Here is an 18,444-nt window from a genome sequence, read left to right as displayed (position 1 = left end):
GAGGCGGAGCCGATTACTTGATCATGTAGATCGTGGCGAAGAGGCCGATCCAGACGACATCGACGAAGTGCCAGTAGTAGGACACGACGATGGCGGCGGTTGCCTGCTCGTGAGTGAACCTCTTGGCGGCGTACGTCCGGCCGAGGACCAGCAGGAAGGCGATGAGACCGCCCGTCACGTGCAGGCCGTGGAAGCCGGTGGTCAGGTAGAACACCGTGCCGTACGGGTCCGAGGACAGCGAGAGGCCGTCCTTCTTGACCAGCTCGGTGTACTCGAAGACCTGGCCGCCGATGAAGATCGCACCCATCACGAACGTGATGATGAACCACGTCCGGAGCTTCTTCACATCGCCCCGCTCCGCGGCGAAGACGCCGAGCTGGCAGGTGAGGGAGGAGAGCACCAGGATCGTGGTGTTGGTCGCCGAGAACGGGAAGTTCAAGGCCGAGGACTTTTCTGCCCAGAACTCGGCACCCGTCACCGATCGCAGGGTGAAGTACATCGCGAAGAGGGCCGCGAAGAACATCAGCTCGGAGCTCAACCAGATGATGGTTCCGACGCTGGTGAGGTTCGGTCGATTGACCGACGGGTGCGCGTGCCCTGTTTCTACTGTCGTTACTGTCGCCACGACCGACATTATGTCGGTCGCTTATCCCGCCCTCACTCCGGGGGGTGCCGTTCGGAGTGTCAGGGGGGTGTGTCCAGCCCGAACGGCCCAGCGCCGGGGCCCCTGAGCACCGTTCGAACAGGTGTTGAACGGGTGTTGACGGGGTGTGGACCGGAGTAGCATCCGGCGCATCGATCGACGACCTTCCCACGGACTTCCCCACGGAGGAACGATGCAGTCGAGTGCCACGGTCCTGGTCTACAGCGACGACGCGAACACCCGCGCGCAGGTGCGGCTCGCGGCCGGGCGCCGGCCCGCGACCGACGTTCCCCCGGTCGAGTTCGTGGAGTGCGCGACGCTTCCCGCGGTGCTGAAGCACCTGGACGAGGGCGGGATCGACGTGTGCGTGCTCGACGGCGAGGCGGTGCCCGCCGGAGGCATGGGGGTCTGCCGGCAGATCAAGGACGAGGTCTTCCGCTGCCCGCCGGTGCTGCTGCTGATCGGCCGTCCGCAGGACGCCTGGCTGGCCACCTGGAGCCGCGCGGACGCCGCGGTCACCCTTCCGGTGGAACCGGTCGAGTTCGCGGCGTCCCTGGCGTCCCTGCTGCGCTCGCGCCTGTCGCTCGACGCCTGAGCCGGTCGGGCCCCGGTTCAGATCGAGGGCCTCAGCCGGGCCTTCTCCGTGGAGGCCACCGGGTTTCCGGCGGCCTCCACCAGGGCGCTTCCCTGGCGCCACTTGTCCCACTCCATGTTCCAGTCGCCGAAGCCGTTGCCGAAGGTGTCCATCGTGTCGCCGATGCTGTTGACGACGCGGACGATGTCCCCGGGGCGGACGGTCTTGAAGAACCAGGCCGCGTTCTCCGTCGACATGCCGACACAGCCGTGGCTGACGTTCTCGACGCCCTGGGAGCCGACGGACCAGGGCGCGGCGTGCACGTACTCGCCGCTCCAGGTGACCCGGGTGGCGTAGTACACGGGCAGGTCGTACGAGTCGGAGCTGCCCTCCGCGATACCGACGGTGGTGCTCCGCATCTGGACGAAGTACTCCTTGCCGAGCACGACCTTGATGCCGTTGCGGGTGGAGAATCCGGGCTTGCCGGTGGTCACCGGCATGGTGTTGATCACTTCTCCGTTGCGCTTCACGGTCATCTGGTGCGCGCCGGCGTCCGCGACCGCCTCGATCCGGTCTCCGATGGTGAGCTTCAGCGGCTTGGAGGCGCCGCCGTAGAGCTTGTCGCCGACCTTGATGCCGTCCAGGTTCCCGGTGGCCGTGACGTGCGCCCCGGCCGGCCAGTACTCCTTCGGCCGGAAGTGCAGTTTCTTGTCGTCCACCCAGTACCAGGCGCCCTCGACGGCGGGCGTGGAGCGGACCTTGAGGGCCCGCTCGACGACCGCGCGGGCCGACCGGTCCTTGACCGGAAGGCTGAGCTCCGCCGTGATGGGCTGCCCCACGCCGTACGTGCCCGCCTCCGGCCCGAAGGTCACGGTCAGGTCCCGTTTGGCCGGGGCCGTCTCGAAAGTGAACGTACGGGCGCCTGGAGCGCCGTCCTCGTCCTCGGTGGCCACCCGCACCGTGTAGCGGGCGCCGGCCGCCAGGGCCGCCGTGGAGCGCCAGCGCTGTCCGTCCGCGGTGAGTTCGCCGGCGAGGTGGTGCCCTGAGGCGTCGGTGGCCGTGACGTCGGTGATCCGGCCGTCGCCGCCGTTGGCGGTGATCTCCAGGGGCTTCTCGGGGTCCGCCTTGGCGCCGTCGGCGGGTGCGCTGACCGTGAGCTGGTCCGCCGCGTCGTAGGCCTTCTCCGACAGCGGGTGACCGTCGGAGCCCGAGCACGCGGAGGCGCCCGCGGTGACGGTGACGGCCAGAAGGGTGCAGCTCAGAACAGTCCTTATGCGCGGCGTGTCGTTCATGACTTCACGCTAAGGACATTCCTCGCGGCCAGCGCGCCGAGTGCTGCAAAAGAGGGGCCCGGACACTTCGGTGACGAAGTGTCCGGGCCCCTCGGTGTGCTCCGGTGCGGAGCGGGGTACCGCTACTGGTTCTGGTTCTCGCCGCGGTAGAACTCGAAGACCCAGCCGAACAGGCCGACGAGGATCAGCGGGGCGGAGAAGTACAGGATCCACCAGCCCATCGCGATGCCGAGGAAGGCGAGCGCACCGCCGACGGCCAGCGAGAGCGGCTGCCAGCTGTGCGGGGCGAAGAAGCCCACCTCACCGGCCTCGTCCGCGACGTCGGCCTCCTTGTCGTCCTGCGCCATCGCGTCGACACGCTTGGCCGTGAAGGCCAGGTAGTAGCCGATCATGATGGACAGGCCGAAGGCCAGGAAGAGCGCCGTCGTGCCGACCGGCTCCTTGGACCAGACGCCGTAGAGGATCGCCATGGCAAGGATGAAGACGCTCAGCCAGATGAACATCTTGCCCTGGATCTTCACTTGCCGGCCTCCTTGCTGCCCGTGAGGGCCGCGGCCTCGTGCGGCTTGTTCTCGAGCTGGTCGAGAGCGGCGATCTCAGGGTGGTGCAGGTCGAACGCCGGGGATTCCGAACGGATCCGCGGCAGGGTGAGGAAGTTGTGCCGCGGCGGCGGGCAGGAGGTCGCCCACTCGAGCGAACGGCCGTAGCCCCACGGGTCGTCGACCTCGACCTTCTTGCCGTACTTGGCGGTCTTCCAGATGTTGTAGAAGAACGGCAGGATCGACAGACCGAGCAGGAACGAGGAGATCGTCGAGATCGTGTTCAGCGTGGTGAAGCCGTCGGCGTCCAGGTAGTCCGCGTAACGACGCGGCATGCCCTCGGCACCGAGCCAGTGCTGCACCAGGAAGGTGCCGTGGAACCCGATGAACAGCGTCCAGAACGTGATCTTGCCGAGGCGCTCGTCGAGCATCTTGCCCGTGAACTTCGGCCACCAGAAGTGGAAGCCGGAGAACATCGCGAAGACGACGGTGCCGAAGACGACGTAGTGGAAGTGCGCCACCACGAAGTACGAGTCGGAGATGTGGAAGTCCATCGGGGGCGAGGCCAGGATGACGCCGGTCAGACCACCGAAGGTGAAGGTGATCAGGAAGCCGACGGCCCAGAGCATCGGGGTCTCGAAGGACAGCGAGCCCTTCCACATCGTCCCGATCCAGTTGAAGAACTTCACGCCGGTCGGAACGGCGATGAGGAACGTCATGAAGGAGAAGAACGGGAGGAGCACGCCACCGGTGACGTACATGTGGTGCGCCCACACGGTCACGGACAGACCGGCGATCGCGATGGTCGCGGCGATCAGACCGATGTAGCCGAACATCGGCTTGCGGCTGAAGACCGGGATGACCTCGGAGATGATGCCGAAGAAGGGCAAGGCGATGATGTACACCTCTGGGTGTCCGAAGAACCAGAAGAGGTGTTGCCAGAGCAGCGCTCCGCCGTTGGCCGCGTCGAAGACGTGGGCACCGAACTTGCGGTCCGCCTCCAGGGCGAACAGCGCGGCCGCCAGGACCGGGAAGGCGAGCAGGACCAGGACACCGGTCAGCAGCACGTTCCAGGTGAAGATCGGCATGCGGAACATCGTCATGCCCGGAGCGCGCATGCAGATGATCGTGGTGATGAAGTTGACCGAGCCGAGGATCGTGCCGAAGCCGGAGAAGGCCAGACCCATGATCCACATGTCGGCACCGACACCCGGCGAGCGGACGGCGTCCGACAGCGGGGAGTAGGCGAACCAGCCGAAGTCGGCCGCACCCTGCGGGGTGAGGAAGCCGGCCACCGCGATGAGCGAGCCGAAGAGGTACAGCCAGTAGGCGAACATGTTCAGCCGCGGGAACGCCACGTCGGGCGCGCCGATCTGCAGCGGCATGATCCAGTTCGCGAAGCCGGCGAACAGCGGCGTCGCGAACATCAGCAGCATGATCGTGCCGTGCATCGTGAACGCCTGGTTGAACTGCTCGTTCGACATGATCTGCGTGCCGGGACGAGCGAGCTCGGCGCGCATGAAGAGCGCCATGAGTCCGCCGACGCAGAAGAAGGCGAACGACGTGACCAGGTACATCGTGCCGATGGTCTTGTGGTCGGTGGTGGTGAGCCACTTGATGACCACGTTGCCGGGCTGCTTGCGCCGTACGGGCAGCTCGTTCTCGTACGAGTCCTCAGCTGCGGCGGCACCCTGGGTTTCGTTGTGGATGCTCACAGTTGGTTCTTCTCCGCATTCCTGGCCGGGTCCGTCTGCTCGATGCCAGACGGGATGTAGCCGGTCTGCCCCTTCTCGGCCAGCTCCTTCAGGTGCTGCTGGTAGCGCTCCGGGGAGACCACCTTGACGTTGAAGAGCATCCGGGAGTGGTCGACACCGCACAGCTCGGCACACTTGCCGAGGAAGGTGCCTTCCTGCGTCGGGGTCACCTCGAAGGAGTTGGTGTGACCCGGGATGACGTCCTGCTTCATGAGGAAGGGGACCACCCAGAAGGAGTGGATGACGTCACGGGAGGACAGGACGAACCTGACCTTCTCACCCTTGGGCAGCCACAGGGTCGGGCCCGGGTTGCCGGTCTGCGGGTTCCGGTCGCCCGGGATGCCCGCGTCGTAGACGCCGCCGGCGTTCTCCGGGAAGTCCGCGATGAACTTGTCCGGGAGCGTGGCGAGGTTCTTGTCCGTCTTGGCGTCACCCTTCACACCGGGCACGTTCTCGACGTAGTTGAAGCCCCAGCTCCACTGGTAGCCGACCACGTTGACCGTGTGAGCCGGCTTCGGGGTGAGCTCGAGGAGCTTCGACTCGTCGCGCGCGGTGAAGTAGAAGAGCACCGAGACGATGATGAGCGGGGTGACCGTGTACAGCGCCTCGATGGGCATGTTGTAACGGGTCTGCGGAGGTACCTCGACCTTGGTCCGGCTGCGCCGGTGGAAGATGGTGGCCCAGAGGATCAGGCCCCACACCAGGATGCCCGTGATCAGGGCGGCGGCCCAGGAGCCCTGCCACAGGGAGAGGATCCGAGGCGCCTCTTCCGTGACGGGGGTGGGCATGCCAAGGCGGGGGAAGTCTTCCCAGTTGTACGAGCAGCCGGTGGCTGTCGCCAGGATCAGGCCCGCAGTCAGCACCTGCGGCAGCTTCCGCCGCATCGGGCGCCGCGACGAGCGGTCGGAGCCGTTGGGACTCACGTAGCGCCTTCCCGAGAGTCTCGGCCCGCAGTGGTCGGCCACGGCCGTCCGTCTCGCTGGTCGGTCGCCGCCCCGGCCGCGGGCAGGGGTTTGGATGTTTATGCGGACCAAACCCTACTGGACGCTATTTGGGGTCGCGCGGGGAGGGTGCCCAACGCGCCGTCCGGGCCCCCGAAGGGGTGGACTCCGGGGTTCCGGAGGGCGCCCGGAGACGGCCGTTCGGCGGGCTGCCGGGGTGGTGGGACGGGGTTTTGACGGGGGCTCATCGGGGGGGCGGGGCGGGGCGGGGACGCCTGGTGCGGGCGGGGAATGGGGCGGGGGCGGCCGGTGCGGGCGGAGGGATGGGGCGGGGGCGCCTGGTGCGGGCGGAGGGATGGGGCGGGGCGTCCGGGGCGGGTCGACCGGGGGCGCGTCCGCACCTGGGGTGACCGGGGGCCGTGCCCGGGGTGACGACGGGTGCGCACCCGGGTCGACGAGGGGCGGTCGACCTCAGGCTCTACCGTGGGCGGATGCCGTACTTCGACGCCGCGTCCGCCGCCCCGCTGCACCCCGTCGCCCGTCAGGCCCTGCTCGCCTCCCTCGACGAGGGCTGGGCCGACCCCGCCCGGCTGTACCGGGAGGGGCGACGCGCCCGGCTGCTGCTCGACGCGGCCCGGGAGGCCGCCGCGGAGGCCGTGGGGTGCCGTCCGGACGAGCTCGTGTTCACTCCTTCGGGGACACGCGCGGTTCACGCCGGGATCTCCGGCGCGCTCGCGGGACGTCGGCGTGTCGGAAACCGGCTCGTCGTCTCCGCGGTCGAACACTCCTCCGTCCTGCACGCGGGCGAGACGCACACGGCGGCGGGCGGCACGGTGACCGAGGTGCCGGTGGACCGGTCGGGGGCGGTGGACGCGGACGCCTTCGCGGCCGCGCTCGTCCCCGGCACGGCCCTGGCGTGCCTCCAGTCGGCCAACCACGAGGTGGGCACGGTGCAGCCGGTGGCCGAGGTCGCCGAGGCCTGCCGGGCGGCGGACGTGCCGCTGCTCGTGGACGCGGCCCAGTCCCTCGCCTGGGGCCCGGTGGACGGGGGCTGGTCGCTGCTCGCGGCGAGCGCGCACAAGTGGGGCGGGCCCGCGGGGGTCGGGCTGCTCGCCGTACGGAAGGGGGTCAGGTTCGCGCCGCAAGGGCCCTCCGACGAGCGGGAGTCGGGCCGGGCGCCGGGCTTCGAGAACCTGCCGGCGATCGTGGCGGCGGCGGCCTCGCTGCGGGCGGTCCGGGCGGAGGCGGCCGCCGAAGGGGCGCGGCTGCGGGGCCTGGTGGACCGGATCCGGACGCGGGTGCCCCAGCTGGTGCCGGACGTGGAGGTGGTGGGCGACCCGGTGCGCCGGCTCCCGCACCTCGTCACCTTCTCCTGTCTGTACGTCGACGGGGAGACGCTCCTGCACGAGCTGGACCGGGAGGGTTTCTCCGTTTCGTCCGGTTCGTCGTGCACGAGTTCGACGCTGACGCCCAGCCATGTGCTGCGCGCGATGGGGGTCCTGAGCGAGGGGAACGTCCGGGTGTCGCTGCCCGCGGGGACCTCGGAGGAGGACGTGGACCGCTTCCTGGCCGTGCTGCCGGATGTGGTGGCGGAGGTACGGGAACGGCTCGGGGCCCCCGCCTCCGCCCCCTCGACCCCGACGCCCTCGGGCTCGCTCGTCGTGGACTCCCTGGGCAAGCGGTGCCCGATCCCGGTCATCGAACTCGCGAAGGTGATCGGGGACGTGCCGGTGGGCGGGACGGTGACGGTGCTCTCGGACGACGCGGCGGCGCGGCTGGACATTCCGGCGTGGTGCGAGATGCGGGGGCAGGAGTACGTGGGGGAGTCGCCGGGGGCGGGGGGCGGGACGGCGTACGTGGTCCGACGGGTGTCGTAGCCGCCGCCTGTTGCGGGCCTCATGGCGGGCGCCCGCCCTCGCACCCCCGTCGTGGGCGCGCGCCCGCCGGGGCAGCACCCCGCCCCCGTTGTGGGCAGTCGTTCCGCCGGGACGGTGCCCACCCACCCCCGTTGCGGGCGCGCCCGCCGGGACGGTGCCCACCCCCGCACCCCCCGTTGTGGGCAATCGTTCCGCCGGGGCGGAACGGGTGGGCACAACGGAACGGCGCCCCTTGCCGGGCCCAGGCTCCCGCGCCCTGACCCGCACCCTGATGCGCACCGCCCTGTCCGTGCGGGTTCAGGCGCGGAACGCGGAGGCGCCACTGAAGGGCGCCGTCCCGTGTGCCCACCCGTCCCGCCCCAGCGGGACGATTGCCCACACGGGGAGGGGCGGGAGGGGCACCGCCCCGGCGGGCGCGGGCTCCGCATGGAGGTGGGCGGAGGGGCACCGCCCTGCCAGGCGCGGTCACACGGGCGGGGCGGGTGCCGGCCCGCAGGGCGCGGTCACACGGGCAGGTGGGCGCCGCCCAGGCGGGGGCAGCGGCCGCGCGGACGGGGTCAGAGGAGGTGGGACTGGACCTCCGTGGCCGCCTCTTCGCCGTACGCCTTCGTGAAGCGCTCCATGAAGTTCGCCCGCCGCAGCGCGTATTCCTGCGTGCCCAGCGTCTCGATGACCAGCGTCGCCAGCATGCAGCCGACCTGCGCCGCCCGCTCGAGGCCGACGCCCCAGGACAGGCCCGTGAGGAAGCCCGCGCGGAAGGCGTCGCCGACGCCGGTGGGGTCGACCTTGGCCGTCTCCTCGGGGCAGCCGACCTCGATGGGGGTCTCGCCGACCCGCTCGATGCGCACGCCGCGCGAGCCGAGCGTGGTGATGCGGTGGCCGACACGGGAGAGGATCTCCGCCTCGGTCCAGCCGGTCTTGGACTCGATGAGGCCCTTCTCGTACTCGTTGGAGAAGAGGTAGGTGGCCCCGTCGAGGAGGGTGCGGATCTCCTCGCCGTCCATGCGCGCGATCTGCTGCGAGAAGTCGGCGGCGAAGGGGATGGAGCGGGTCCGGCACTCCTCCGTGTGGCGGAGCATCGCCTCGGGGTCGTCGGCGCCGATGAGAACCAGGTCGAGGCCGCCCACGCGGTCGGCGACGGCCTTGAGCTCGATCAGCCGGGCCTCGCTCATCGCACCGGTGTAGAAGGAGCCGATCTGGTTGTGGTCCTTGTCGGTGGTGCAGACGAAGCGGGCGGTGTGCAGGACCTCGGAGATGCGCACCGAGCCGGTGTCGACGCCGTGCCGGTCGAGCCAGGCGCGGTACTCGTCGAAGTCGAAGCCGGCCGCGCCGACGAGGACGGGGCGGCTGCCGAGCTGTCCCATGCCGAAGCAGATGTTGGCGGCGACGCCTCCCCGGCGGACGTCCAGGTTGTCGACGAGGAAGGAGAGGGACACCGTGTGGAGCTGGTCGGCCACGAGCTGGTCGGCGAACCGGCCGGGGAAGGTCATGAGGTGGTCGGTGGCGATGGAGCCGGTGACTGCGATACGCACGGCTGGGTGCTCCTGCGGAATTCGGTGGGAGCGCGCAAGGCGCTCGAACGGAGGTGGCGATGGGCGACGGGAGAGAACGACAGTTCACGCTACCGGGTGGGGGACGCCCTGCCGAACAGTGGAAACTACCCCAGAGTAGGCCTTTTCCCCGGAGCGGTGCGGTGCATACGGTGCGCCCATGACCACGTATCCCGCTCCTCGCGAGCGTCACGAGTCCGAGTTGAGCCTCGCCCAGCTGCGCGGGGACGGCGCCCGGATGGCCCCCCACTGGGTGGCTCCGGCCGACCCGGCCCCCGTTCGGGTCTCCCCCGCGTCGATCCACGGCGTCGTCGTTCCGGCGGCCTCGGCCCGGCTGATCGACGCCACCGTCGAGTACGGCGGCTGACGGACGGAACCGTCCGCGCGTCCGCTCCGTCCCATCGGCGTCCGGTCGAGACGAGGGAGCGTTGCGGTGAGCGGTACGGAGAACGTGCGGAGGCGACGGAACGTCCTGGCCGCCTCGGTGGCGGCGGGTGTGCTGCTCGCCGGGGGCGGTGGCGTCTATCTGGCGGCCACGGCGTCCGGCGAGGCCACCCCGGCCGGGGTGGCCGGCAAGGACGCGGGCGGTCCGCCTCCGCCGCTGCGGCTCGAAGACGGCGGCGGCAGCGGCAGCGGCGGCCCCGGGATCGCTCCCGGTGAGCCGGACCCGAGCGGCGGCGCGCACGGGACGGTCTACAAAGCCAAGGGCCCGCTCCCCCAAGGGCCCTCCTCGGCCGCGGTCCACCGGCCCGAGGGCCTGGTCACCTCGGCAGAGGTGACCAGGCTGGCCGAAGCGCTCGGGGTCGAGGGCCGGCCCGTGCCGGTCGGGGACGTCTGGACGATCCGGCCCGAGAAGGACGGTCAGGGTCCGCGCCTGGACGTGGCGAAGGCGGCCCCGGGGAACTGGACGTACTCCTGGTACGACGGCGGCCCGGCCGGCGACAGCTGCCTCAAGGGGCCGGCGTGCCCGCCGCCCGGCGAGGTGAAGCCCCCGGCCTCAGGCCGTACGCCGGTGAGCGAGGCGGCGGCGAAGGCGGCGGCCGCCCCCGTCCTGAAGGCCCTGGGCCAGGACGACGCGAAGGTGACGGCGACCCAGGTGATGAACGGTTCGGTGCGGGTGGTCAACGCCGATCCGGTGGTGGACGGCCTGCCGACCTACGGCTGGTCGACGGGGCTGCAGATCGGTCCGGACGGCCGGGCGGTCGCCGGGAGCGGGACGCTGAAGGAGCCGGTGAAGGGCGCCACGTATCCGGTGATCGGGGCGGCGAAGGCGCTCGCGGAGCTGAACGAGGACGCGAAGGGCACCGGCCCGGTCGGCATCGGCGGCTGCGCGACGGACCCGCCGGCCGGGGTCGAGGGGAGCGGCGGGGACGGTCCGGCGCCGGTCGACGGGAGCGGGAAGGCCGACCCGGCCGCGCCCTGCCGGTCGGCCGGGGACACGGCTCCGCCGACCGAGGTCCCGGTGACGGGTGCGGTGTTCGGTCTGGCCGCGCAGGACGTGGCGGGCGAGCGGCTGCTCGTACCGGCGTGGCTGTTCACGGCGGACCCGGTGGACGCGGCACCGTACACGGTGACGGAGACGGCGGTCGCCCCGGAGCGCCTGGCGCCGCCGGTGAAGCCCTCGCCGGACGAGGGCACGGCGCCGGCCCGGCGGATCGAGTCGTACCGGACGGCGGAGGACGGCCGGAAGCTGTCGGTCACCTTCTGGGGCGGGGTGTGCAGCACGTACACCGCGAAGGCGGTGGAGTCGCCGGCGAAGGTGACCGTGCGGATCGACGAGAAGTCCGACCCCGGGCGGGCGTGCATCGCGGTCGCCAAGGAGATCACGCTGACCGTGGATCTCCAGAGCCCGCTGGGCGGGCGGCCGGTGGTCGACGCGGCGAGCGGAGAGCCGGTGCCGCGGCGCTGACGTCCCCCGGACACGCGTGAGGGCGGCGGCCCCGGGAAGTCCCGGGACCGCCGCCCTCACGCACGTACAGGCTTAGCTGAACGAGTCGCCGCAGGCGCAGGAGCCCGTGGCGTTGGGGTTGTCGATGGTGAAGCCCTGCTTCTCGATCGTGTCGACGAAGTCGATCGACGCGCCCCCGAGGTACGGGGCGCTCATGCGGTCGGTCACGACCTTGACGCCGTCGAAGTCCTTCACGACATCGCCGTCGAGCGAACGCTCGTCGAAGAACAGCTGGTAACGCAGGCCGGAGCAGCCGCCGGGCTGAACGGCGACGCGCAGGGCCAGGTCCTCGCGGCCTTCCTGGTCGAGGAGGGCCTTGACCTTGGCCGCGGCGGCGTCGGACAGGAGGATGCCGTCGCTGACAGTGGTCTTCTCGTCCGATACGGACATCTGCTTCTCTCCCGGTGTGTACGGAGACTGCTTGCCGACGGTTGCAACCGACGGTGCCCCGGATTCATTCCGGGCCGAGTGGGGTCTTCCCTCTTTCATGCTCGCACACCCCGTCCAGGAGCGCGGACAGCGAATTCGTCACATCGACACTATGGACATCGTCAACTTGACGTGAAGCGGGTTATGATAGATAGCGTCATTTCGACGAAAAGGTTCCCCGAAGAAAGGGTGCGTGACGTGACCACGGCCCAACCCCGTCATGAGCTCGACGTCCAGCCGACGCCGCTCGCCCTGCTCCTGCTCGGCCGCGAGGCCGACCCGAAGAGCGAGCGCGGCGTGGAGTGTCCTGGCGATCTGCCGTCGCCCTCCGACCCTGACCTCGTGGAGCGTGCCCGCGCCGCGAAGGAGAAGCTCGGGGACAAGGTCTTCGTGCTCGGCCACCACTACCAGCGCGACGAGGTCATCCAGTTCGCCGACGTGACCGGTGACTCCTTCAAGCTCGCGCGCGACGCCGCCGCCAAGCCCGAGGCCGAGTACATCGTCTTCTGCGGTGTGCACTTCATGGCCGAGTCGGCCGACATCCTCACCGGCGACGAGCAGAAGGTCGTCCTGCCCGACCTCGCGGCCGGCTGCTCGATGGCCGACATGGCCACCGCCGAGCAGGTCGCCGAGTGCTGGGACGTGCTGACCGAGGCCGGCATAGCCGAACAGGTCGTGCCCGTCTCGTACATGAACTCCTCGGCCGACATCAAGGCCTTCACCGGCAAGCACGGGGGCACGATCTGCACCTCGTCCAACGCCGAGCGGGCCCTGAACTGGGCCTTCGAGCAGGGCGAGAAGGTGCTCTTCCTGCCGGACCAGCACCTGGGCCGCAACACCGCCGTCCGCGACATGGGCATGTCCCTGGACGACTGTGTGCTCTACAACCCGCACAAGCCGAACGGCGGGCTCACCGTCGAGGAGCTGCGCGCCGCCAAGATGATCCTGTGGCGGGGCCACTGCTCGGTGCACGGCCGCTTCTCGCTGGACTCGGTCAACGACGTGCGCGAGCGCATCCCGGGCGTGAACGTGCTCGTCCACCCCGAGTGCAAGCACGAGGTCGTCTCCGCCGCGGACTACGTGGGCTCGACCGAGTACATCATCAACACCCTGGAGGCGGCCCCGGCCGGTTCCAAGTGGGCCATCGGCACGGAGCTGAACCTCGTCCGGCGGCTGGCGAACCGGTTCGCCGACCAGGACAAGGAGATCGTCTTCCTCGACAAGACGGTCTGCTTCTGCTCGACCATGAACCGCATCGACCTCCCCCACCTGGTGTGGACCCTGGAGTCCCTGGCCGAGGGCAACCTCGTCAACCAGATCCAGGTCGACAAGGAGACGGAGAGCTTCGCCAAGCTCGCCCTGGAGCGGATGCTGGCCCTGCCGTAACGGTCCTGCCGTAACGGTTCTCCCGTTCGTACGCCGGAAGGGGCGCCCCACGAGCTCGTGGGGCGCCCCTTCCTCGTGCCGTACGAGAAGCCGTACGGGTCAGACCGTCGTCGGCTCCTTCGCCTGCGGCGGGACCGGCACCTCGCCGGACTTCGCCGCCCGCTTCGCCGCCTTCTTCTTCGCGCGGCGCTCCTTGCGGAGCTCCACCATCGCGTAGAGCGTCGGGACGAGGAGCAGGGTCAGCAGCGTCGAGGTGATCAGACCGCCGATCACCACCACCGCCAGCGGCTGGGCGATGAAGCCGCCCTCGCCGGTGATGCCGAGGGCCATCGGCAGCAGGGCGAAGATCGTCGCCAGGGCGGTCATCAGGATCGGGCGGAGCCGGTGCCGGCCGCCCTCGATCACCGCTTCGACGACGCCCAGGCCCTGCGCCCGGTACTGGTTGATCAGGTCGATCAGGACGATCGCGTTGGTGACGACGATGCCGATGAGCATCAGCATGCCGATCATCGCCGGCACGCCCATCGCCGTGCCGGTGGCCACCAGGAGGCCGATCGCGCCGGTCGCCGCGAACGGGATCGAGACCAGCAGGATCAGCGGCTGGACCAGCGACCTGAAGGTCGCCACCAGGAGCATGAAGACGATCGCGACGGCCGCGAGCATCGCCAGGAACAGGTTGAGGAAGGCCTCGTTCTGGTCCTCGGAGACACCGCCGATGGTCGCGGTGGCGCCCTCCGGCAGGTCGAGCGCGCTGATCTTCGACTGCAGGGTGGCGCTCACCGCGCCGGTGTTGTCGCCGACCGGCTTGGCCGTGATCGTCGCGGCGCGCGCACCGTCGATCCGGGTCATCGAGACCGGGCCGGGGACCAGTTCGACGGTGGCGACGTCGCCCAGCTTCACCGGGCCGAGCGGCAGCGCCCGGAGCGCGGCCAGGGTGGTGGCCGGGTGCGCCGAGGTGATGAGGACGTCCCGCTCGCTGTCGTCGAGGGTCGCCTTGGCGGCCGGGGTGCCCCGGACGGCCTGGGCGACGATCGCGCCGAGCGAGGTGGTGTCGAAGCCGGCGTCGGCCGCCCTGGCGTTCGCCTTCACGGAGATCCGCGGGACGGACTGCGAGAGGTCGCTCTGGACGTCGGTGACGTCCTTCAGTCCGGCGATCGCGGCCCGGACCTGCTCGGAGGCCTTCTTGAGGACCTCCGGGTCGGCGGCCTTGACGACCACGCTCAGGTCCTGGGAGCCGAAGCCGTCGCCGGCGGCGATGGTGGTGTCGCCGACCCCGTCGAGCGCGTCGAGGCCCTTCTCGATGGCGTCACGCGTCTTCTCGTACGAGGCGGAGTCGCCCAGGCTCACCTTGTACGAGGCCTGGTTGGAGCCGGTGGCGCCGCCGAAGGCCGCCATGAAGCCGGAGGAGCCGACGGTCACCTGGTAGTCCTTGACGCCCTCGGTGTCCGCGAGGAGCTTCTCGACCTTCTTCGCGGCCTCGTCGGAGGCGCTCAGGCTGGTGCCGGGCGCCAGCTCCTGCTGGATGCTGAGGACCTCCTGCTCGCCCTGGTCGAAGAAGTTCGTCTTCAGGAGCGGGGCCATGCCGAAGGTGACGACCAGGACGACGAGCGCGATGGCCAGGCTCATGAAGCGGCGCCGGGTCGCGAACCGCAGGACCGGCACGTACAGGCGCTGGAGGCGGCTCTTCTCCTCCTTCTCCTCGGCCAGCCTGCGGGCCTCGGCCAGGTCCTCCGAGGTGCCCTTGGGGGCGCGCAGGAACCAGTACGAGAGGACGGGGACCACGGTCAGGGAGACCAGCAGCGAGGCGAGCAGGGCCGCCGTGACCGTCAGCGAGAACGAGCCGAACAGCTCGCCGATCATGCCGCCGGTCAGGCCGATCGGCAGGAAGACGGCGACGGTGGTGAGGGTCGAGGAGGTGACGGCGCCCGCCACCTCGCGGACCGCGGTGAGGATCGCGCTCTGGCGCTCCTCGCCGTAGCCCAGGTGCCGCTTGATGTTCTCCAGGACCACGATCGAGTCGTCGACGACCCGGCCGATGGCGATGGTGAGCGCGCCGAGCGTCAGCATGTTCAGCGAGAGGTCGCGGGTCCACAGCACGATGAGGGCGAGGACGACCGAGAGCGGGATGGAGACCGCGGTCACCAGCGTCGAGCGGATGGACGCGAGGAAGACCAGGATCACCAGGACGGCCATGACGAGGCCGAGCGCGCCCTCCGTGGTCAGGCCGGAGACGGCCTTGGCGACGGCCGGGCCCTGGTCGGAGACCACGGTCAGCTCGGCGCCGGCGCCGAGGTCGCGGCGCAGCTCGGGGAGCTTCTTCTCGACGGCATCGGAGATCGCGACGGCGCTGCCGTCCTTGTCCATGGTGGCGAACACGGCGAGGCTGGGCTTGCCGTTCGTCCGCGTGAGGGAGGTGCGCGGGGACTCCTCCTGCTTCACGGTGGCGACGTCGCCGAGGCGGACCGCCTTGCCCTTGCCGGGGACGGCCGCGGGGATGCGCAGGTCCTCGATCTGCTTGAGCGAGGTGTAGCCGCCGCCGACCTGGATCGTGCGGGACTTGCCGGCCTCCGAGAAGGCACCGGCCGGCAGGGTGGCGCCGCCGGAGCGCAGGGCCTCGGCGAGCTTCATCGTGTTCAGTCCGGCCGCGGCGAGCTTCCGCTCGTCCGGGGTCACGGAGACCTGGAGGTCCTGGACGCCGCTGACGGAGACCTGGCCGACGCCCGCGATGTCCTCCAGGGCGGGCACGACGGTCCGCTCCAGCTGGTCGGCGAGCGCCTGCGGGTCCTTGTCCGAGGCGGCGGCGAGGACGACGGTCGGCATGTCGTCCGTCGAACCGGCGATCACCTGCGGGTCGACCGTGTCGGGCAGCTGGGCGCGGGCCCGGTTCACGGCCTGCTGGACGTCGGCGACGAGCTGCTTCGTCGACTCGTCGCCGTAGTCGAAGGAGGCCATGACGACGGCCATGCCCTCGGAGGCGGTGGAGGTGACCGACTTGAGGCCGTCGACGGCCTTCAGGTTGCTCTCCAGCGGCTCGACGACCTGCTTCTCGACCACATCGGGAGAGGCGCCCTGGTACGGGGCGAGGACCGAGACCATGGGCAGCTCGATCGAGGGGAACAACTGCTGCTTCAGCTGCGGGATCGCGATCGCCCCGAACACGATCGCGACGATGGACATCAGCCCGATCAGGGCCCGTTGCGCGAGGCTGAATCTGGACAGCCAGGACATGGGGTCTCTCTTCTGTGGCGTACTCGTCGACAGGCGGGAGCAGCCAAGACCCCGGCCCGGACCCGCTGGATCCGCCGGAGGTGCCCCCCGTCTATACGATCTGCCATCCGCGGGCGGAAGTCCTCGGCCCCCGGGTGCACTTCTTTACGCCGCGCATACCGCGTCTGGAGTACGCGCTCACTCCACCCGGGGGCGTACGAGACCGGACTCGTAGGCGGTGACCACCAGCTGGGCCCGGTCGCGGGCGCCGAGCTTGGCCATGGTCCGGTTGACGTGCGTCTTCACGGTGAGCGGGCTGACGTCGAGCCGCTCGGCGATCTCGTCGTTCGACAGGCCGCCCGCGACGAGGACGAGGACCTCGCGCTCCCGGGCGGTGAGCGCGGCGAGCTTCTCGGTGCGGGCCCGGCCCGGCGCGCCCGCGGTGTCCGCGCCCGGGCCCTGGGCGAGGAAGGAGGCGATCAGGCCCTTGGTGGCGGCCGGGGACAGCAGTGCCTCGCCGGCGTGGGCGATCCGGATCGCGCCGAGGAGCTCCTCCGGCTCGGCGCCCTTGCCGAGGAAGCCGGAGGCGCCGGCGCGCAGCGACTGCACGACGTACTCGTCGACCTCGAAGGTGGTCAGCATGACGATCCGTACGTCGGCCAGCTCGGGATCCGCCGTGATCATCCGGGTGGCGGCGAGGCCGTCGGTGCCCGGCATCCGGATGTCCATCAGGACCACGTCCGGCCGCGTGGAGCGGGCCAGCGCGACCGCCCCGTCGCCGTCGGGCGCCTCCCCGACCACCTCCATGTCGGGCTCGGAGTCCACCAGGACCTTGAAGGCGCTGCGGAGCAGGGCCTGGTCGTCGGCGAGCAGTACGCGAATGGTCATGCGCGGTCCTCCCCCGTGCGGGACGTCACCGGCAGTATCGCCTGCACGCGGAAGCCACCGCCGTAGCGGGGGGCGGCGGTGAGGGTGCCGCCGAGCGCGCCGACCCGCTCCCGCATGCCGAGCAGTCCGTGGCCGCCGACCGGGGGCTGCTCGGCGGCCGAGGGCGGGACGGCCGGCGGCGTGCCGTCGTCGAGGACGGTGACCTCGACCGTACGGCCCACCCGCACCACGCTCACCTCGGCCTTCGCGTCCGGTCCCGCGTGCTTGCGGACGTTCGTCAGGGCCTCCTGCACGATCCGGTACGCGGCGAGGTCGACGGTCGCCGGCAGCGTCAGGCCCTCGTCGGCGCGGGCCAGGGTGACGGGAAGGCCGGCCTTGCGGAAGCTGTCGAGCAGCCCGTCGAGGACGGCGAGGCCCGGGGCGGGCTCGGTGGGCGCCTCCGGGTCGCCGGACTGGCGCAGCAGGCCGACGGTGGCGCGCAGCTCGTCCAGGGCGGAGCGGCTGGCCTCGCGGACGTGCGCGAGGGCCTCCTTGGCCTGGTCGGGGCGCTTGTCCATGACGTGCGCGGCGACCCCGGCCTGCACGTTCACCAGCGCGATGTGGTGGGCGACGACGTCGTGGAGGTCGCGGGCGATCCGCAACCGCTCCTCGGCGACCCGCCGCCCGGCCTCCTCCTCGCGGGTCCGCTCGGCCCGCTCGGCCCGCTCCCGGATGGCGTCCACGAAGGCCCGGCGGCTGCGGACGGCGTCCCCCGCCGCGGCCGCCATGCCGGTCCAGGCGAAGACGCCGAGGTTCTCCTGCGCGTACCAGGGGGTCGGACCGAAGGCCATGGCCGCGGCGGTGAGCGCCGCCATCGTGGCGAGACCGACCCGCCAGGTGGTGGGCCGGTCGGTGCGGGAGGCGACCGTGTAGAGCGCGACGACGGCGCTCATCGCGATCGGGGCGGGCCGGTTGTCGTCGATCAGCTCGAAGAGGGTGATCACGACGGTGAAGGAGAGCACCGCGAAGGGCTTGCGCCGGCGCATCACCAGCGCGGCGGCCCCCGCGATCATGGCGAACACGCTCCACACGTCGGGCGTGCGGTCCCCGAAGGTCGGCCCGTCCGGGCTGCCGTGCGGATCGGTGAAGGACCCGGCGACCATTGCGACGAACGAGCCGGCGGCGATCACCGCGTCGAAGGCGAGGGGGTGGGCGCGGAACCAGTCACGGAGACGGGCGCGGGGGGTGCCGGTGGCGGGGCCGGTGGGGGTCACGGGAGACAACGGTACGGGGCGGGTCCCTGCGGGGCGGCGAGGTCCTGCTGAGCGGTGCCCCTCCCGCCCCCGCCGTGCGGGCCCGCGCCCGCCGGGCGGTGCCCTTCCCGCCGCCCCCGCCCGTGTGGGCAATCGTCCCGCTGGGGCGGGACGGGTGGGCACA

15 protein-coding genes are annotated in these 18,444 nt (G+C 71.0%); 5 read left to right on the top strand and 10 right to left on the bottom strand.

From position 1 onward, the window contains the following. Nucleotides 1-13: 13 nt before the first annotated feature. Entirely contained in the window at nucleotides 14-634 is a 621-nt protein-coding gene (locus tag BLW86_RS27330; protein ID WP_093876496.1) for an aa3-type cytochrome oxidase subunit III, read from the bottom strand. A 202-nt stretch (nucleotides 635-836) separates the two neighbouring features. Here BLW86_RS27330 and BLW86_RS27325 point away from each other — a divergent pair, with 202 nt between their 5' ends. Continuing rightward, complete coding sequence (locus BLW86_RS27325) at nucleotides 837-1,238, top strand: DNA-binding transcriptional response regulator (protein ID WP_093876495.1); 402 nt, start codon at nucleotides 837-839, stop codon at nucleotides 1,236-1,238. 17 nt (nucleotides 1,239-1,255) lie between these two features. Here the strand turns inward: BLW86_RS27325 and BLW86_RS27320 are convergent, their stop codons facing one another. From BLW86_RS27320 to coxB, 4 genes are all read right to left on the bottom strand, one after another. Next, nucleotides 1,256-2,509, bottom strand: a complete 1,254-nt coding sequence (locus BLW86_RS27320) for a L,D-transpeptidase (protein WP_093876494.1) — start codon at nucleotides 2,507-2,509, stop codon at nucleotides 1,256-1,258. A gap of 122 nt (nucleotides 2,510-2,631) precedes the next feature. After that, entirely contained in the window at nucleotides 2,632-3,030 is a 399-nt protein-coding gene (locus tag BLW86_RS27315; protein ID WP_093876493.1) for a cytochrome c oxidase subunit 4, read from the bottom strand. Further along, nucleotides 3,027-4,763, bottom strand: coding sequence for an aa3-type cytochrome oxidase subunit I (gene ctaD, locus BLW86_RS27310; protein ID WP_093876492.1), 1,737 nt, complete (start codon nucleotides 4,761-4,763; stop codon nucleotides 3,027-3,029). The genes BLW86_RS27315 and ctaD overlap by 4 nt, the downstream gene beginning before the upstream one ends. Continuing rightward, nucleotides 4,760-5,725 (bottom strand): aa3-type cytochrome oxidase subunit II, encoded by a 966-nt coding sequence (coxB, locus tag BLW86_RS27305; RefSeq protein ID WP_093876491.1) that lies wholly within the window; start codon nucleotides 5,723-5,725, stop codon nucleotides 4,760-4,762. The genes ctaD and coxB overlap by 4 nt, the downstream gene beginning before the upstream one ends. Before the next feature lie 509 nt (nucleotides 5,726-6,234). Between coxB and BLW86_RS27300 the strand changes: the two genes are divergently transcribed. Further along, entirely contained in the window at nucleotides 6,235-7,620 is a 1,386-nt protein-coding gene (locus tag BLW86_RS27300; protein ID WP_093876490.1) for a cysteine desulfurase/sulfurtransferase TusA family protein, read from the top strand. Between the two features lie 557 nt (nucleotides 7,621-8,177). On the opposite strand, the gene BLW86_RS27295 is transcribed toward BLW86_RS27300, so the two are convergent. Continuing rightward, entirely contained in the window at nucleotides 8,178-9,152 is a 975-nt protein-coding gene (locus BLW86_RS27295) for a carbohydrate kinase family protein (RefSeq protein WP_093876489.1), read from the bottom strand. Nucleotides 9,153-9,330: 178 nt separating this feature from the next. Between BLW86_RS27295 and BLW86_RS27290 the strand changes: the two genes are divergently transcribed. Together BLW86_RS27290 and BLW86_RS27285 are read left to right on the top strand one after the other, a co-directional pair. Further along, entirely contained in the window at nucleotides 9,331-9,537 is a 207-nt protein-coding gene (locus BLW86_RS27290; RefSeq protein ID WP_093876488.1) for a hypothetical protein, read from the top strand. 66 nt (nucleotides 9,538-9,603) lie between these two features. Continuing rightward, nucleotides 9,604-11,079 (top strand): hypothetical protein, encoded by a 1,476-nt coding sequence (locus tag BLW86_RS27285; RefSeq protein WP_093876487.1) that lies wholly within the window; start codon nucleotides 9,604-9,606, stop codon nucleotides 11,077-11,079. Nucleotides 11,080-11,151: 72 nt separating this feature from the next. On the opposite strand, the gene BLW86_RS27280 is transcribed toward BLW86_RS27285, so the two are convergent. Beyond that, nucleotides 11,152-11,508, bottom strand: coding sequence for a HesB/IscA family protein (locus BLW86_RS27280; protein ID WP_015033024.1), 357 nt, complete (start codon nucleotides 11,506-11,508; stop codon nucleotides 11,152-11,154). 228 nt (nucleotides 11,509-11,736) lie between these two features. On the opposite strand from BLW86_RS27280, the gene nadA reads away from it, so the two are divergent. Beyond that, the gene (gene nadA, locus BLW86_RS27275; RefSeq protein WP_093876486.1) at nucleotides 11,737-12,933 is read left to right on the top strand and encodes a quinolinate synthase NadA; all 1,197 of its coding nucleotides are present in this window, start codon (nucleotides 11,737-11,739) and stop codon (nucleotides 12,931-12,933) included. A gap of 99 nt (nucleotides 12,934-13,032) precedes the next feature. Here nadA and BLW86_RS27270 read toward each other — a convergent pair whose 3' ends face one another. The 3 genes from BLW86_RS27270 to BLW86_RS27260 all read right to left on the bottom strand — a co-directional run bounded on the left by BLW86_RS27270 (nucleotide 13,033) and on the right by BLW86_RS27260 (nucleotide 18,281). Beyond that, on the bottom strand, nucleotides 13,033-16,161 hold the full coding sequence (locus BLW86_RS27270; RefSeq protein ID WP_093876485.1) for an efflux RND transporter permease subunit: 3,129 nt from the start codon (nucleotides 16,159-16,161) through the stop codon (nucleotides 13,033-13,035). Between the two features lie 177 nt (nucleotides 16,162-16,338). Further along, nucleotides 16,339-17,028 (bottom strand): response regulator, encoded by a 690-nt coding sequence (locus tag BLW86_RS27265; protein WP_093876484.1) that lies wholly within the window; start codon nucleotides 17,026-17,028, stop codon nucleotides 16,339-16,341. Continuing rightward, complete coding sequence (locus tag BLW86_RS27260; protein ID WP_093876483.1) at nucleotides 17,025-18,281, bottom strand: sensor histidine kinase; 1,257 nt, start codon at nucleotides 18,279-18,281, stop codon at nucleotides 17,025-17,027. The genes BLW86_RS27265 and BLW86_RS27260 overlap by 4 nt, the downstream gene beginning before the upstream one ends. Between the last annotated feature and the right edge of the window lie 163 nt (nucleotides 18,282-18,444).

Source organism: Streptomyces sp. TLI_105 (assembly GCF_900105415.1).
Taxonomy (GTDB): domain Bacteria; phylum Actinomycetota; class Actinomycetes; order Streptomycetales; family Streptomycetaceae; genus Streptomyces.
The sequence above is the reverse complement of the archived record's forward strand: the minus strand, read 5'-3'. Positions and strand labels throughout refer to the sequence as shown.

Excerpts from the sequence above, each read along its gene's own strand:
- BLW86_RS27325 (WP_093876495.1), top strand. The coding sequence starts at position 837 with ATGCAGTCGAGTGCCACGGTCCTGGTCTACAGCGACGACGCGAACACC.
- BLW86_RS27265 (WP_093876484.1), bottom strand. The coding sequence starts at position 17,028 with ATGACCATTCGCGTACTGCTCGCCGACGACCAGGCCCTGCTCCGCAGC.
- BLW86_RS27300 (WP_093876490.1), top strand. The coding sequence starts at position 6,235 with ATGCCGTACTTCGACGCCGCGTCCGCCGCCCCGCTGCACCCCGTCGCC.
- BLW86_RS27320 (WP_093876494.1), bottom strand. The coding sequence starts at position 2,509 with ATGAACGACACGCCGCGCATAAGGACTGTTCTGAGCTGCACCCTTCTG.
- BLW86_RS27290 (WP_093876488.1), top strand. The coding sequence starts at position 9,331 with ATGACCACGTATCCCGCTCCTCGCGAGCGTCACGAGTCCGAGTTGAGC.
- BLW86_RS27330 (WP_093876496.1), bottom strand. The coding sequence starts at position 634 with ATGTCGGTCGTGGCGACAGTAACGACAGTAGAAACAGGGCACGCGCAC.
- BLW86_RS27270 (WP_093876485.1), bottom strand. The coding sequence starts at position 16,161 with ATGTCCTGGCTGTCCAGATTCAGCCTCGCGCAACGGGCCCTGATCGGG.
- BLW86_RS27280 (WP_015033024.1), bottom strand. The coding sequence starts at position 11,508 with ATGTCCGTATCGGACGAGAAGACCACTGTCAGCGACGGCATCCTCCTG.